Raw genomic sequence first — 15,041 nt, 5'->3', positions numbered from 1 at the left:
GCGGCCGTTCATGCCGCCTCGGGACACGCCGGCGGCGTCGGGCCGGCCCCCACCTTGCGCAGGCTGGCGCCTATGTGCAGGTCGGCGATCTGCCGGCGCAGCCAGGTATTGGCGCTGTCGTGGTGGTAGCGCGCATGCCAGAACTGGCGGATGTGGGTATGCGGGGTCTGGAAGGGCAGCCGCGACCAGGTCGCTCCGGCGGCATCGTCGGTAATGGCCTGGGCGATGACCTCGGGCACCGTGACGATCAGGTCCGTCTGCGCCAGGATCTTGGGCAGCACCAGGTAGTTGGGCACGCGCAGCGCCACTTCGCGCCGGTGCCCCTGCTTGCCCAGCTCCTTCTCTATCTGCAGGTCGGTCTTGTTGGCCGTGACCACCAGGTGCCGCGCCGCGAGGTACTCGTCCAGCGTGATCGCCTCGCCCGCCTTGAGGAAACCGCTGCCCATCACGCAGACGTGCTGGTCGACGAACAGGCCCTGCTGGTAGAAACCGCTTTGCAGCTCCTGCAGGTTGCCGACGGCGAGATCGGCGTCGCCGCTTTCCAGGGCCGCCCGGTAGTGTTCCCTGCTCAGGCTGCTGACCTCCAGGCTGATGCCCGGCGCGGACGACTTGAAGCGCGCCACGAGCTGCGGCAACACCAGGAACTGGGAAAAATCGGACATCAGGAGCGTGAAGCTGCGCTGGCTGGAGCCCGGATCGAATCCGCTGGCCTGCTCGAAGCCATTGCGCACCAGTTCCAACGCCCGCAGCACGCTGCCCGCCAGCTCGGACGCGTACGAAGTGGGCTCCATGCCGCCCTGCGTGCGAACGAACAGCGGGTCGTTGCATTGGTTGCGCAAGCGCAGCAGGGCATTGCTCATGGACGGCTGGGACAGTCCGACGCGTTCCCCCGCGCGAGTCACGTTGCGCTCGAGATAGAGCGCCTCGAATACCAGCAGGAGATTCAGGTCGAGCTTGTTGATGTCCATGGCAGCATGACTATATCCGCCGGGTCCCGAATAGACAATGCACGGCCAGGCGGCCCTACTGGCCGAACTCCAGCGCCACCTTGGAGCGCTTGGCGATGGCGTCCCAGCGCGCCAGTTCGGACTGGTTCACCCGCGCGAATTCCACCGAATCCAGCGGCCGCGGCTCGAACGCGGCCGCTTCCAGCCTGGCCGTCATGTCGGGTTGGCGCAGCCCTTCGGCGATGTCCCGCCCCAATTGCTCGACGATGGCCGCCGGCATCTTCGCCGGGCCATAGATGCCCAGCCAGCTGGTGACGACGAAGTCCTGCACGCCCGCCTCGGCCATGGTGGGCACGTCGGGCAACTGCTTGATGCGATACGAACTGGTCACCGCCAGCGCGCGCAGCTTGCCGCTCTTGAGCAGGGGCATCACCGGCGGCAGGTTGGAGAAGCAGAAATCGAGATTGCCGTTCACCGTATCGACCAGCGCTTCGTTGCTGCCCTTGTAGGGGACGTGCATGAGGTCGATTCCCGCGGTCGAGGCGAACAGTTCGCTGGTCAGGTGCACCGAGGTGCCCAGTCCGTTCGAACCGTAGCTGAGCGGCTTGGACGAACGCTTGGCATACGCGATCAGCTCGCGCACCGAGGTGGCGGGATGTTGCTGCGGCACGACCAGGATGTTGACGAATTCCGCGACCTGGGCAATGGGCACGAAGGACCGCACCACGTCCAGGGGCAGGTTGCGCACCGTGACGGGCGGAATCACGTTGCCGCCCAGGCCGCCGGTGATGAGCGTGTAGCCGTCGGGTGGCAGGCCGGCGACGTACTGCTGGCCGATGATGCCGCTGGCCCCGGCGCGGTTCTCGATGACCACGGGCTGGCCGTACTTGCGGGTCAGCACCTCGCCCACCAGGCGGGCGGCGACGTCGGTCACGCCCCCCGGCGGATACTGCACCACGATGCGCACGGGACGGGAAGGATATTTGTCCTGGGCGTGCAGCGCCCGCGCCCACGGCAGGGCCACCACGCCGCCCGCCGCCTTCAATGCTGTTCGACGATCCATAGTGCCTCGATACGATACGAAGAGAACGACGCGGCGCGGGATGGATTTTCCGCCGCTATTTATACTACAAATAAATACTACTTATTGACGCCCCGGACAGGAATTCATGCAAACCCTAGGACGGCTAGCGGATGAACTGCCGCACGTAGTCCTCGCCCAGTCCGACTTCCCGATAGTGGCGCCTGCACATCTCGATCTTGCTGAACACATCCTCGTAGCCGATTTGCATGCCGCGCTCGTCCAGGTAGACCATGGCGCCGCTGACGTTGAAGAAGGTGATCATTTCGTCGTCCTTGCCATCCGCGTCCACCGTCAAGGTATGGATCTCGCCCGGCGGCTCGAACACGAAGCGGCCGGCCGAGGCCACCCAATCGTGTTCCAGGTAGCGCCAGGATCCCTTGATGACGTAGCCGAACACCGGCGCGGGATGGATGTGCCGGCTCAGGACGCCCGAGCGCCGCACCCGCAGCAGGTTGCACCAGCCGCCCCCCAGGGTGTTGAAGAACAGCGGACGGAACCAGACGTTGGGCGCCTGCGGCACCCATACGCGCTCGTCGTCGGGGATGGCGTCGATCGCGATCTCGGGCAGGATGCCGGGCAACTGGGCCAGGGGTTGGGCAAACACGGTTCCGGTCATGCGGGGTCTCCTTGCCGGCCGCCGCCGGCATCGTCGGGGCGCGCCGGCGCGCGCAGGAAGTCGAAGTCGCAGCCGTGCTCGGCCTGCATCACGTGCCGCTGGTACAGCCATCGGTAGCCGCGCTGCGCGGCCGGCCGCGCGGACGTCCATGCGGCGCGGCGGCGTTCCAGCTCGGCCTCGTCCACCAGCAGGTCGATCGCGCGGCGCGCAACCGACAGGCGGATCAGGTCGCCGTTCCTGACCAGGGCCAGCGGACCGCCTGCCGCGGCTTCCGGCGAAACGTGCAGCACCACCGTGCCGTACGCGGTACCGCTCATCCGCGCGTCCGAGATGCGCACCATGTCGCGCACGCCCTGTCGCGCCAGCTTGGCCGGGATGGGGATGTAGCCCGCTTCGGGCATGGCCGCCGCCAGCGGTCCGGCGTTGCGCAGCACCAGCACGTCGTCGGGCCGCACGTCCAGGTCCTCGGCATCGAGCCGCTCGGCCATGTCTTCCAGCGTATCGAACACCACCGCCCTGCCGGTGTGCTCGAACAGCGCCTCGTCCGCCGCGGCGCGCTTGATCAGCGCGCCATTGGGCGCGAGCGAGCCGGACAGGGCCAGCAGCCCGCCCTCGGGCTTGAGCGGTTCGGCGCGCGGCCGGATCACCGCGCGGTCCACCCAGGCGTCGCCCTGCTCGTCCAGCAGTTCGCCTACCGTGCGGCCGGTCACGGTCAGGCAGTCCAGGTGCAGCAGGTCGCGCAACTCGCGCAGGATGGCCTGCACGCCGCCGGCCGCGTACAGGTCTTCCATGTAGTGCGAGCCCGTGGGCTTGAGGTCGACCAGTACCGGCGTCTCTTCCGACAACCGGTTCAGCCGCGCGGCGTCCACCGGCAGCCCGAGCCTCCCGGCGATCGCCGTCAGGTGCAGGACCGCATTGGTCGAACCGCTGATCGCCAGCAGCACGCGCAGCGCGTTGTCCACCGACTTGCCGGTCACGATGGCATCGGGCCTCAGGCCTTCCCGCGCCAGGCGGACCGCCTGCGCGCCCGTGGCCTCGGCGGCCCGCAAGCGGTCGGCGTGGACCGCCGGGATCGCCGCCGTATGCGGCAGCATCATGCCCAGCGCCTCGGCCACGCAGGCCATGGTGCTGGCCGTACCCATGACCGCGCAAGTCCCTGCCGTGGTCGCCAGATTGCCTTCGATCGCGCCGATCTCGTGCGCGTCGATGGCACCCGCGCGATAGCGGCCCCAGTGGCGCCGGCAGTCGGTACAGGCGCCCAGGCGCTCGCCCCGGTGGCGCCCGGTCATCATGGGCCCCCCCACCAGTTGGATGGCGGGACATCCGGCCGACAGCGCCCCCATCAGCTGCGCGGGTACCGTCTTGTCGCAGCCCCCCACCAGCACCACCGCATCCATGGGCTGGGCGCGGATCATCTCCTCGACGTCCATCGACATCAGGTTGCGGAACATCATGCTGGTCGGATGCAGGAACGGCTCGCCCAGCGAGATGCTGGGGAATTCCATGGGCAGCCCGCCCGCCGCCAGCACGCCCCGCCTGACCGCCTGGACCAGCTCGGGAAAATGCCGGTGGCAGTTGTTGAAATCGCCGCCCGGATGCGCGATGCCGATGACGGGCCGTGCCAGCGCCTCGCGCGTGTGCCCCATGGACAGGGCGAACGAGCGACGCAGGAAGCGCGCGAATTCGGTGTCGCCGTAGTGGGTCAGGCCCCGGTCCAGGCCCCTGGGCGGATCGTCATGCATGGGCCGCTCCCATGCCATCGCGCACGGCCGGGTTCACCATGGCGCGCGGCTGTCGTCCCGCCAGGGCATCGAGCAGGTTGGCCACCGCCAGTTCCATCATCGCGCGCCGCGTCTCCACCGTGGCGCTGCCCGCATGCGCCTGCAGCACCACATTGGGCATCGCGCACAGCGGACTGGCCGGGTCCAGCGGTTCGCGCTCCATCACGTCCAGTCCCGCGCCCGCGATGCGGCCTTCCTGCAGCGCGCGGATCAGCGCGGCCTCGTCCACCACCGGTCCACGCGACGTATTGACCAGATAGGCCGAACGCTTCATCGCCGCGAATTCGCGCATGCCTACCGAGCCGCGCGTCTCGGCGGACAGGGGGACATGCACGCTCAGGAAATCGGCCTCGGCCAGCAGTTCATCGCGCGAACGGTAGGCCGCCAGCCCCAGTTCCTCGGATGGCGTGTCGCGGTTGCGATTGTGATAGACCACCCGCATGTCGAAGGCCTGCGCGCGCCGCGCCACCATGCGGCCGATGCGCCCCATGCCCAGCAGCCCCAACGTCTTGCCCGCCAGGTCAGCGGTCAGCGGCGCGGGTCCCTTCAGCCAATCGCCCCGGCGCACGTAGGCATCCCCCTGCACCATATCCCGCGCCAGGCAGATCACGAACCCCATGGTGAGATCGGCTACCGCGCGATCGAGCACGCCTGGCGTATTGCAGACCAGCACGCCGCCGCGCGTGGCGCGTGGCACGTCGATGTTGTCGTAGCCCACGGCGAAGTTGGACACCACCGATACGGCCGGCAACGCGTCCAGCGCATCGGCGTCCATCGGGGTGCGTACCGTGCACAGCACACCGCGCGCCGCCTCGCGGTCGGCGGCGGACACGGCCTGGTCCAGGCGCTGGCCGATGGGGACGTCGACGATCCGGCAGGCCGCCTCGATGGCCGAACGCAGGTCGGGCGGCACGGGTGCGCTGACGATGACAGTAGGTAGGGATTGCGGCATGGCACTTCTCCGGATCAGACGGACGAACGAATGCCGTGCTCGCGCGCGCACGCGCGGACACGAGTGAAAATGGAACGGCAGGGATGGAACGAGCGGGCGTAGCCGGCCCGGGTCAACGCGCGGGCTTTTCCTGGATGGCGCTGCGCAGGCGCGTTTCGGTGTTCTCGACGTGGACCCGCGCGCATTGCCGCGCCGCTTCCGGATCGCCCTTCTCGATGGCGGCCAGCAACCGGGCATGCTCTTTCTGCGCCAGGGCGCCGCGCCCCGATACCTTGGCCGACCGGCTGCGCGAGACCTCCAGGTTCTTGCGCAGCAGGACCGCCAGGAAATCGAAGAACATGATGTAGTTGCGATTGCGGGTCGCACGCGCCACCGCCCGGTGAAAACGCAGGTCCGCGTCCACCCCGCGCGCGATCTCGCCGCTGTCGATGGCCTTGCCCATCTCCGACAGCGCGGCACGCATCTCGGCCAGGTCCTCGGACGTGCGGCGCTCGGCGGCCAGCGCCGCCGCTTCGATCTCGAACCCCCGGCGCAACTCGACGATGCCCAGGGTCTGCTCGACGTCCTCCTCGCTGGCCGCATGCATGCGCAGCACCGACAGGGGCGTATTCGCGATCACCGCCAGGCCACGGCCTTGCTTGCTGCTGACGATGCCTTCGGCCTTCAGGCGCGAGACGGCCTCTCGCAGCACGGTGCGGGATACGCCCAGCCGGTCGGCGATCACCTGCTCGGGCGGCAGGACTTCGCCAAGCTGGTATTGCCCGCCGGTGATCTCGTCCATCAGCATCCGTGTGATGCGCTCGGTCAGGTTGGGTTCGGCGCGCGCGGGCTCTGGCGTGTCTTTGAGCAGGGCCATGGGAGTCTCCTTTGTACGATAATAGCATTAGACTCCCTCCTCCCATTCGAAGCAGAACCCCTGGCGGCGCAATGCCGGGCCAACGCCGCCATAGGCATCGGCGGCGTAGCGGCTGGATACCGCATCCGACCAGCTCTGCGCGCCTTCGCGCCCCAGGCCGCGCGAATAGGCGTCCATATCTGCGTCCAAGGCATCGATGGCCCCCGCCACCCGGTCGCGGTCATAGGCTTCCGCATGCCAGCTCGCTTCCAGCGCCATGCGGGGCTTGCGGACCTCGGACGCCGTGTTCAGGTATCCCAGGCACACCCCGGCCAGCGGCGCGACCAGGCGCGGCAGGCGCAGCAGTTCGATGACTTCGAGCATGCCGCGGCGCACGCCGCCGATCGGGCAGACCCCCAGCCCGGCGGCGCGCGCGGCCGCCATCATCGTGCCCATCAGGATGCCCGTGTCCAGCGCGCCGATCAGCACGCTGTTGACGTTGTCCAGGACGGCCTGGCGGCGGCCATGGCGGCCGGCCGCCAGCTCGGTCTTGTAGAAATCCATCAGCAGCACGACGAACACCGGCGCGCGCGCTATCCAGGCCTGGTTGCCGCTGCAGCGCGCCAGCGCTGCCTTGGTCCGCGGGTCCCGCACCGCGACCCAGGACACGTTCTGCGCATTGTTCCAGGTGGGTGCCCGGCGGGTGGCCTCGAACACGGCGGCCAACGTGTCGTCGCCCACCGGGCGGTCGGAAAAATCGCGCTCGCTCCGGTGCGCGCAAAGATGTTCCAGCACGGGATTCATGGTGTTCTCCATGGATATGATTATAGTATAATCATATTTAATCTCGCCACCGATGTTTTTCTTCAGGAGCCGTTCCGCCATGCCGCATGCCGATTTCATCCACATTCCCGTGCCCCAGGGCAAGTCCCCCATCAGCCGCGCGGTTGGCGTTCCGCCCGGCGCCATCACCTACTACCTCAGCGGGCAGATGCCCACCGTGGTGGATCCCGCCGCTCCCGCCGACAGCCGCCAGGCCTATGGCGATACGCGCACGCAGACGCGCACCACGCTCGAACGGCTCGACGGCATCCTGCGCGACCTGGGCATGTCCATGCGCAACGTGGTCCACGTCCGCGCCTGCCTGGTCGCCGATCCCGACAAGGGCAACCGGATGGACTTCGAGGGTTTCAACGCCGGCTATGCCGACTTCTTCGCCAGCCAGCCGGACGGGCATCCGGCGCGCATGGTGTACCAGGTGGCTGGACTGGTGAATCCCGGATGGCTGCTGGAAATCGAGGCCATGGTCGCCCGCTGAGCGCGTGGCCGGCCGGTAGGCCGGCCATCGCGGGCCGCTCAGGCCAGGGTGTAGGCCGTCTTCACGGTGGTGTAGAACTCGGCCGCATAGGTCCCCTGCTCGCGCGGTCCATAGCTCGATCCCTTGCGGCCGCCGAACGGCGCATGCGGATCCACCCCGGCCGTCGGGCAGTTCACCATCACCATGCCGGCCTGGGCATGCCGCTTGAAGTGCGTGGCATGCTTGAGCGAGGTCGTGCAGATCCCTGCCGACAGGCCGAACTCGGTATCGTTGGCCAGGGCCAGCGCCTCGTCATAGTCCGCCACGGGAATCACCGCCGCGACCGGTCCGAAGATTTCCTCGCGGCAGATGCGCATGTCGTTGGAACAATCGGTGAACAGCGCCGGCTCCAGGTAGTAGCCCTCCCTGGCGCGCGCCACCCGCCGGCCGCCCTGGGCCAGCGTGGCGCCTTCGTCGCGGCCGATGCGCAGGTATTCCTCGTCCTGCTGCAACTGGCGCGCATCCACCACCGGCCCGATGTCGGTGCCGGGCGCCAGCGCGTCGTCCACGCGCAGCGCGGCCATGCGCTCCTTCATCGCCCGCACGAAGCGCTCGTGAATGCCGCGCTGGACGATCAGCCGGCTCGACGCGGTGCAGCGCTGTCCGGTCGAGAAAAAAGACCCCTGGACGGCGCACTCGACGGCCTGGCCCAGATCGGCATCGTCCAGCACGACCAGCGGATTCTTGCCGCCCATTTCCATCTGCACCTTGGCCAGCCGCCGCGTGGCGGCCTGCGCCACCTGCCTGCCGGTCGCCACCGACCCGGTGAAGCTCAGCGCGTCGATGCGCGCGTCGTCCAGCATGGCCTGTCCGACCACGGCGCCGCGTCCCATGACGAGATTGAAGACCCCCTCGGGCAGGCCGGCGCGGCTGATGATCTCCGCCAGCGCCCACGCGCTGCCGGGCACCAGGTCAGCCGGCTTGAAGACCACCGTGTTGCCGTACGCCAGTGCCGGGGCGATCTTCCAGGCGGGGATGGCCAGCGGAAAATTCCATGGCGTGATCAGCCCCACGACGCCCACGGGTTCGCGCGTGACCTCCACGTCCACGCCGGTCCTGGCCTGGGGCAGCCGGTCGCCCCGCACCCGCAGCGCCTCGCCGGCGAAGAAGCGGAAGATGGCGGCCGCGCGCACCGTCTCGCCCACGGCCTCGGGCAGGGTCTTGCCCTCCTCGCGGGCCAGCAGCCGCCCCAGTTCGTCCTTGCGCCGCAGGAGCTCGATGCCGATCGCATCCAGGCATTCGGCGCGCTGCGTGGCGCTGGCCAGGCCCCATCGGTGGGCCGCGTCGCGCGCCGCGGCGATCGCCAGGTCCACCTGCGCCGGGGTGGCGTGCGCGTATTCGCCGACCAGGTCGGCCACGTCGGAAGGATTGATGTCGCGCGTGGCGCCCTCGCCTTCCAGCCATTGTCCCGCTATGTAGTTCGCATGCATGTCTTCGATTCTTCCGTGGCTGGCGCCGCTCAGGGCAGCATGACCTCGATCAGTCGCGGTCCGCGTTCGGCCATGGCGCGCCGGAACGAGCGCCGCAATTCGCTTACCGTCGTGGCGCGTTCGGCATGGACGCCGAAACCCGCGGCCATGCCCAGCCAGTCCAGGTCGGGGCGCGAGAGCTGCAGCAGGTCCCTCACCGGCGGCGAAGCGAGTTCATAGCCGTTGCGGCGCATCTCGTCGATCAGGATGTTGTAGCGGCGGTTGGACGCGATGAGGATGGTCACGTCGGCGTTCTCGCGCGCCATCGACCACAGGGCCTGTACCGTGTAAAGCGCGCTGCCGTCCGATTGCAGGCCCACGACCTTGCGGTCCGGCGCGGCGATGGCGGCGCCGAACGCGGCCGGTATGCCCTGGCCGATCGCGCCGCCGGTCAGCACGATGCTGGCATGGCGCGCGGTCCGCGCGGCAATGGCGTTGAAGGGGAAGGCCAGGGTCTTGCCCTCGGCCGAGATGATGGCCTGTTCCGGCAGCCAGGCGGCCACCACCCGCGCGGCGCTTTCGGGCGTCAGGTCCTCGCCCAGGTCCTGGTCGCTCACGCGCTCGGCCGGCGCCAGGCCGCGCCGGGCCAGCTTCAGGTCGTCGGCCAGGGCCGCCAGCGTGGCGGAGCCGCCCCGCCCTTCCTGGCACAGCTCGACCATGCGCGCCGGATCGCCCAGGTAGCTGGGATAGCCCTCCACGCCGAAGAAGGCCACCGGCCGCCTGGCGCCGACCAGCGCCACGAGCTCGAAGCCCAGCAGATAGGCGTGGGCCTGCTCGGCAGCGGGATTGAAGCGGCGGATGGCCGGCAGGCCGCCGCCGTGTTCGCTGCGCGCGGGAAAAGTCTCGCCCACGACCTCGACGTTGGCCAGGCCCTGGAACCGCAATGCTTCCATCAGCGCCGGCTCGTGCAGGGCGTCGCCGCCCAGCAGCAACAGGGTCTTCCTGCCCGCGGCGACATGTGCCGCCACCTGTTCGACCAGGCTGGCTTCCAGCACCGCCGGAGAGTCCGGCACGCGGGCGGCGAACACGGGCTCGTCCATCGCCGCCGCCTGCAGGTCCATGGGCAGGATCAGGGTATGGATGCCTCCTTGCGGCGCCATCGCATTGGCCAGGGACTGGCGTACCGACATCACCAGCGACGCGGGCGAATCGGCCCGGTAGACGCCGGCCGATACCGGCCGCGCCAGCGACTCGATATCGCTGGCCAGCGGCGGATCGGCCTCGACGTGCCAAGACATGTGCTCGCCGATCACGTTGTAGACCGACGAGCCGGCTCGCCGGGCGTTGTGCAGGTTGGCGATGGCGTTGGCGAACCCGGGTCCCAGGTGGGTCAGCGTCATCGCCGGCGTGCCGCGCATGCGGTAATAGCCGTCGGCGGCGCCGGAACATACGCCTTCGAAGGCGCACAGGATGGGCCGCACCTGCGGCACGGCATCCATCGCGCCGACGAAGGGCAGTTCGGTTGTGCCGGGATTGGCGAAACAGACCTCGATGCCGGAGGCGGCGGCGCTGCGCAGCAGCCATTCGGCACCGGTCTGCCGGGTGGGAACGTTCATGCCACCAGCTCCTGCCGGGTCGCCTCGACCAGCGCGGCGTCGATGATGTCCATGCCCCGTTCGAACAGGGGCATGGGCGTGTTGAGCGGGAACAGGAAACGGATCACGTTGCCGTAGCTGCCGCATACCAGCAGGATCAACCCGCGCGCCAGCGCGTGCTCGCGCACGGCCTGGGCCAGCGCGGCCGAGGGCCGCCCCTGTTCGTCCAGCAGTTCCATGGCCAGCATGGGACCGAGGCCGCGTACCTGGCCGATGCAGCCATGCCGGGCCCGCGCCGCCTCCAGGCGCCCACGCATCACGCGGGCCAGCTCGTTGCCGGACTCGAGCAGGTTTTCCTGCTCGAACACATCCAGGACGGCATGCGCGGCGGCGATCGCCAGCGGCGCGCCCGCGTAGGTGCTGCCCAGGCCGCCGGGCGCCACGGCATCCATGACCTCGGCACGCCCGACCACGGCCGACAGCGGCATGCCGCCGGCCAGGCTCTTGGCCACCGTCGTCAGGTCCGCCGCCACGCCGAAGTGTTCCATCGCGAACATCTTCCCGGTACGCCCCATGCCGCACTGGATCTCGTCGGCGATAAGCAGCATGCCGTGCCGGTCGCACAGCGCGCGCAGTCCGCGCATCAACGCCTGGGGCGCCGGATGGAAGCCGCCCTCCCCCTGCACGGGCTCGATCACGATGGCGGCCACGCGGGCGGCTTCGACGTCGTAGCGCAGCAGGTCCTCGAGCGCGGCCAGGGACCGGGCCACCGCCTCGGACGTGTCGGCGGACGGAAACGGCACGCGATAGACGTCTCCCGGGAATGGACCGAAACCCGTCTTGTAGGGCGCGACCTTCCCGGTCAGCGCCAGCCCCATCATCGTGCGTCCATGGAAGGCGCCGGTGAAGCCGATGACGGCGGTCCTGCCCGTGGCCGCGCGCGCGATCTTGACCGCGTTCTCCACGGCTTCCGCCCCGGTGGTGAAGAACACCGTCTTCTTGTCGAAATCGCCCGGCACCAGCGCGTTCAGGCGCTCGGCCAGCCTCACGTAGGATGCGTAGGGCACGACCTGATAGCAGGTGTGCGTGAAACGCCGCGCCTGCTCGACGATGGCGGCCTCCACCCGGGGATGCCTGTGGCCGACGTTCAGCACGCCGATGCCGCCGGCGAAGTCGATGTAGCGGCGCCCCGTCTCGTCGGTCAGTTCGCTGCCCGCCGCCTGCGCGGCGTAGATTTCCGTCACCAGGCCCACGCCTCGCGGGCAGGCCGCATTCTTCCTGTCGGTCCAGCTCGCGGTCACGACCCTTCTCCCTGTTGGTTGGCGTCGGCCAGGCCGACGATGTCCTGCGCGAACACGGTCTGTTCGGCATCGCCGACCAGTTCCGGCTCGGACGGATGCTCCACGTAGCGGCAGATCAGCCAGACGCCGTCCTGCGGGTTCTCGACCAGCTCCACGACCGCCCCTTCGTTGGTACGCAGCCGGGCTCCCGGCTTGATGTGGATCAGATTCAGCGCATTGTGTCCGCTCATGCTTCACCCTTCGGCGCGGATGTTGGCCAGCCGCGCCACCTCTTTCCACCGCGCCAGCTCGGCGCGGTTGAAGGCGGCATAGGCGGCCGCATCCTTGGTCGAGACCTGGAATCCCACGGTCTCGAAACGCTGCACGTTCTCGGGCTGCTGCGCGCCGCGCACGATGACCTCGCCCAGCTTCCTGACGACGTCGGCCGGCGTGCCGGCGGCCGCGTAGGCGCCCAGCCAGCTGGTCACGACGAAGTCCGGCATGCCCGACTCCACCATGGTCGGCACGTCGGGCAGTTCCTTGGTGCGGTTGGCGCTGGTCACCGCGATGGCGCGCAGCGTGCCTGCCTTGACCAGCGCGTTGACCGCGGGCGCGTTGGCGAATGCCATGTGGACGTCGCCGTTGCGCAGGCCCGAGATGACCTCGCCGCTGGACCGGTAGGGAATGTGGATCACCTTCGTGCCGGCCTGGAGGTTGAACAGCTCCGAGGTGAAGTGGGCCGAGGTGCCTACGCCGTTCGTGGCGTAGTTCAGCTTGCCGGGATTGGCCTTGGCGTACGCGATCAGTTCGCTCACGTTGCGCGCTTTCACGTCGCGCCCCACCAGCAGCACATTGACGAACTCCGCCACCTGCGCCACCGGCGTGAAGCTCGCCTGCGGGTCCACCGGCAGGTTGGGATTCAGGATGACCGGCAGGATCAGGCCCCCCAGCCCGCCCGACAGCAGCACGTGGCCGTCGTGCGGCTGTTGCAGCACGTATTGCTGGGCGATGGTGCCCGTGCCGCCGCCCTTGTTCTCGACGATGGCGGGCTTGCCGAATTCCTTGCTCAGGATTTCCGCCATCAGCCGGCCGGCGATGTCGGTCACGCCCCCCGGCGGATAAGCGACCACGACCTTCATCATGCGCGACGGAAAGCCGTCCTGGGCCCACGCGGGACAGCCGCCCAGCGCCGCGGCGCCGGCCAGCATCTTCAGCACATCTCGACGATCCATGTTTCGTTACCCCCAGTCAGAAGAAGACGGTCAGCGCCTTGCCCAGCAGCACGGTCTGGTCCAGCAGGATCTCGCGCCGCAGGACCTTCCAGCCCGAGTCGGTGCGGCGCAGCGTGTCGTTGCGCTTGCCGACGAACCAGGCGACCTCGGTATCCAGGCGGTTCTGGTAGACGATGAAGCGCGACCGGGTCCGGACTTCCTCCTCCAGCCCGGCGCCGGAGGTCTCCAGGATGCGCACGTTGGTCAGGAGGTGCGAGGTGCGCGAGGCCGGCTCCTCGGCCCAGTGCATGCCAGTGTTGATCTGCTCCACGCGCTGGCGCAGCGTCTGGATGCCTTCGTCGAACCACGCCGCTTCCACGCCCTCGCGGGTGCGTTCGCGCTCGCGGTTGTCACGCCTGACGTTGCGCGCGATGGGCATCCAATAGCGGATGTCCTCGTGCAGCAACGTCAGCCATTCGTCGAAGCGGCGCTCGTCCAGCAGGTCGGCCTCGCGGTAGAAGAACTGCTCGATCTCGCGCAACAGGAAGGCATGGTCGGTATTCAGGTGAGTGTCGGTCATGGCGCGCTCCGCTTATTCGTCGTAGGTGGGCATGAGTTCGTCCCACGAGCGCCCTTCCATGAACTGCGCCCATCTCGCGTAATAGTTCCGGTTGTTCTCTTCGGTGAACTCGCCCGTCGTCACCGCGCCGCGCAGGCCGGGCACGGGCTTGGCGTGTCCGATGCCCATCTGGTAGTTGTAGTGCAGCGTGCGGGCGATGGTCCCGGTGCTCGACTCGGTGGCGTAGCACCAGTTCTCCATGTCGTCGGACTCGGTCATGCCGCCCGGCCCCGAATAGCGCAGGTAGTAGGCGCGCGCCGCGTCCTTCACCTCCTGCGGGGCGTCCTTGTCCACGAGATAGATGCGCCACATCTCGGTCTCGGTCGCGCTGACCGGGTGGAATACCGCGATGGTGCGCGGCTGGCGGCCGTGCACCGCCATGTTGGGAAATATGGTGCCCACGCTGTGCAGCACGCGCATGGTGCCGGCCAGGTTCTTCTCGCGCTCCTCGTATACCTTGCGGTAGTACTGCTCCACCTCGGGATAGTTCGCGAAGATCGGCGTGTACGGGTTCTCTTCGTAGTACGGCGCGCGGCCGACCAGCCCGTGCCCCAGGTCCTTGAAGGAGATCGACACGCGATGGGGCGTGGGATCGCGCCGGCCCTTGCCGCCCGGTCCGATGCCCACGACGTCCACCGAGCGGTGGCTGATGTCGTGGTAGAGATCGGCGTTGAAGTTCTCGGCCGCGGTCTTCCAGTTGCAGGGAATGCGCCACTTCTGCACGCCGCCTATCATCTCCGATCCGCCGGGACTGCCATCACGATGGTCCAGGGCGAAATCCAGGTACAGCTTCATGTCGCCCAGGTACTCTTCGAACGACGGCGCGTTCTCGTCCCAGGTGGCCCAGATCGTGCCCTTGTAGTTGACCAGCTTGGCCACCGACTTCAGGCCCCAGTTCTTCTTGTCCAGCTCGCCGTAGTAATGGGTCTTGAAGCCCGGCACGCCCACCAGCTCGCCAGCCCGCTCCACCAGCTTGCCGTCGGTGGAATAGCTCCAGCCGTGGTAGGGACAGGTGAAGGTGCGATTGTTGCCCTGGTCGTAGCGGCACAGCCGCATGCCGCGATGCAGGCAGCTGTTGAGCAGGACCTGGAGCTGCCCCTGCCGGTCCCGGGTCAGGATGACCGAATCATTGCCCATCCGGCTGACGAAGTAATCGTCGGGATTGGGCACCATGCTCTCGTGCCCGACGAACAGCCAGGCCCGGGAGAAGATGCGCTCCAGTTCTTCTTGGAAGATGTCTTGGTTGACGTAGACTTCGCGGCTGACCGTGCCCTGCTCGGCATCGACCAGTTGCTGCGGGGACCACTTCCGACTCATGTATCGTTCTCCGGAATGCGTGAACGGCGGCTGGAATG

The 15,041-nt window shown here is 68.4% G+C and carries 15 protein-coding genes; 1 reads left to right on the top strand and 14 read right to left on the bottom strand.

Going from position 1 to position 15,041, the window contains the following annotated elements; translation table 11 throughout:
* Positions 1-8 precede the first annotated feature (8 nt).
* The 7 genes from N5K27_RS06275 to N5K27_RS06245 form a co-directional block, all read right to left on the bottom strand.
* Positions 9-968 (bottom strand): LysR family transcriptional regulator, encoded by a 960-nt coding sequence (locus N5K27_RS06275; protein WP_087840581.1) that lies wholly within the window; start codon positions 966-968, stop codon positions 9-11.
* Positions 969-1,023: 55 nt separating this feature from the next.
* Entirely contained in the window at positions 1,024-2,010 is a 987-nt protein-coding gene (locus N5K27_RS06270; protein ID WP_087840580.1) for a tripartite tricarboxylate transporter substrate binding protein, read from the bottom strand.
* Positions 2,011-2,134: 124 nt separating this feature from the next.
* Positions 2,135-2,647, bottom strand: coding sequence for a 2,4'-dihydroxyacetophenone dioxygenase family protein (locus N5K27_RS06265; RefSeq protein WP_087840578.1), 513 nt, complete (start codon positions 2,645-2,647; stop codon positions 2,135-2,137).
* Positions 2,644-4,389 carry an IlvD/Edd family dehydratase gene (locus N5K27_RS06260; protein ID WP_132980463.1) on the bottom strand — a complete coding sequence of 582 codons (1,746 nt, stop codon included), beginning with the start codon at positions 4,387-4,389 and terminating at the stop codon, positions 2,644-2,646. The genes N5K27_RS06265 and N5K27_RS06260 overlap by 4 nt, the downstream gene beginning before the upstream one ends.
* Positions 4,382-5,380, bottom strand: a complete 999-nt coding sequence (locus N5K27_RS06255; RefSeq protein ID WP_132980462.1) for a D-glycerate dehydrogenase — start codon at positions 5,378-5,380, stop codon at positions 4,382-4,384. Before N5K27_RS06255 ends, N5K27_RS06260 begins: the two co-directional genes overlap by 8 nt.
* A gap of 112 nt (positions 5,381-5,492) precedes the next feature.
* The gene (locus tag N5K27_RS06250) at positions 5,493-6,236 is read right to left on the bottom strand and encodes a FadR/GntR family transcriptional regulator (protein ID WP_087840575.1); all 744 of its coding nucleotides are present in this window, start codon (positions 6,234-6,236) and stop codon (positions 5,493-5,495) included.
* 27 nt (positions 6,237-6,263) lie between these two features.
* Positions 6,264-7,019: a nitroreductase family protein gene (locus N5K27_RS06245; protein WP_165963298.1), complete on the bottom strand. Its 756-nt coding sequence runs from the start codon at positions 7,017-7,019 to the stop codon at positions 6,264-6,266.
* A 79-nt stretch (positions 7,020-7,098) separates the two neighbouring features.
* Between N5K27_RS06245 and N5K27_RS06240 the strand changes: the two genes are divergently transcribed.
* The gene (locus N5K27_RS06240; RefSeq protein WP_165963297.1) at positions 7,099-7,533 is read left to right on the top strand and encodes a RidA family protein; all 435 of its coding nucleotides are present in this window, start codon (positions 7,099-7,101) and stop codon (positions 7,531-7,533) included.
* A gap of 38 nt (positions 7,534-7,571) precedes the next feature.
* Here the strand turns inward: N5K27_RS06240 and N5K27_RS06235 are convergent, their stop codons facing one another.
* From N5K27_RS06235 to N5K27_RS06205, 7 genes are read right to left on the bottom strand one after another with little or no spacing between them, the layout of a single operon-like run.
* The gene (locus tag N5K27_RS06235) at positions 7,572-9,002 is read right to left on the bottom strand and encodes an aldehyde dehydrogenase family protein (RefSeq protein ID WP_132980460.1); all 1,431 of its coding nucleotides are present in this window, start codon (positions 9,000-9,002) and stop codon (positions 7,572-7,574) included.
* A gap of 29 nt (positions 9,003-9,031) precedes the next feature.
* A complete protein-coding gene (locus N5K27_RS06230) occupies positions 9,032-10,597 on the bottom strand; it encodes an acetolactate synthase large subunit (protein WP_087840569.1) in 1,566 nt (521 codons plus the stop codon).
* Positions 10,594-11,877 (bottom strand): 4-aminobutyrate--2-oxoglutarate transaminase, encoded by a 1,284-nt coding sequence (gene gabT, locus N5K27_RS06225; RefSeq protein ID WP_087840567.1) that lies wholly within the window; start codon positions 11,875-11,877, stop codon positions 10,594-10,596. Before gabT ends, N5K27_RS06230 begins: the two co-directional genes overlap by 4 nt.
* Positions 11,874-12,107: a hypothetical protein gene (locus tag N5K27_RS06220; RefSeq protein ID WP_087840565.1), complete on the bottom strand. Its 234-nt coding sequence runs from the start codon at positions 12,105-12,107 to the stop codon at positions 11,874-11,876. The genes gabT and N5K27_RS06220 overlap by 4 nt, the downstream gene beginning before the upstream one ends.
* A gap of 3 nt (positions 12,108-12,110) precedes the next feature.
* Entirely contained in the window at positions 12,111-13,088 is a 978-nt protein-coding gene (locus N5K27_RS06215; protein WP_087840563.1) for a tripartite tricarboxylate transporter substrate binding protein, read from the bottom strand.
* Positions 13,089-13,104: 16 nt separating this feature from the next.
* Positions 13,105-13,647 (bottom strand): 3-phenylpropionate/cinnamic acid dioxygenase subunit beta, encoded by a 543-nt coding sequence (locus N5K27_RS06210; protein ID WP_087840561.1) that lies wholly within the window; start codon positions 13,645-13,647, stop codon positions 13,105-13,107.
* 12 nt (positions 13,648-13,659) lie between these two features.
* Positions 13,660-15,003 carry an aromatic ring-hydroxylating dioxygenase subunit alpha gene (locus N5K27_RS06205; RefSeq protein ID WP_087840656.1) on the bottom strand — a complete coding sequence of 448 codons (1,344 nt, stop codon included), beginning with the start codon at positions 15,001-15,003 and terminating at the stop codon, positions 13,660-13,662.
* Between the last annotated feature and the right edge of the window lie 38 nt (positions 15,004-15,041).

The organism is Pigmentiphaga sp. GD03639, assembly GCF_029845405.1.
In the GTDB taxonomy this organism is placed as follows: Bacteria; Pseudomonadota; Gammaproteobacteria; order Burkholderiales; family Burkholderiaceae_B; genus Pigmentiphaga; species Pigmentiphaga daeguensis.
Note: the sequence above shows the minus strand (reverse complement) of the source record. Positions and strands in the feature narration are given on the sequence as shown.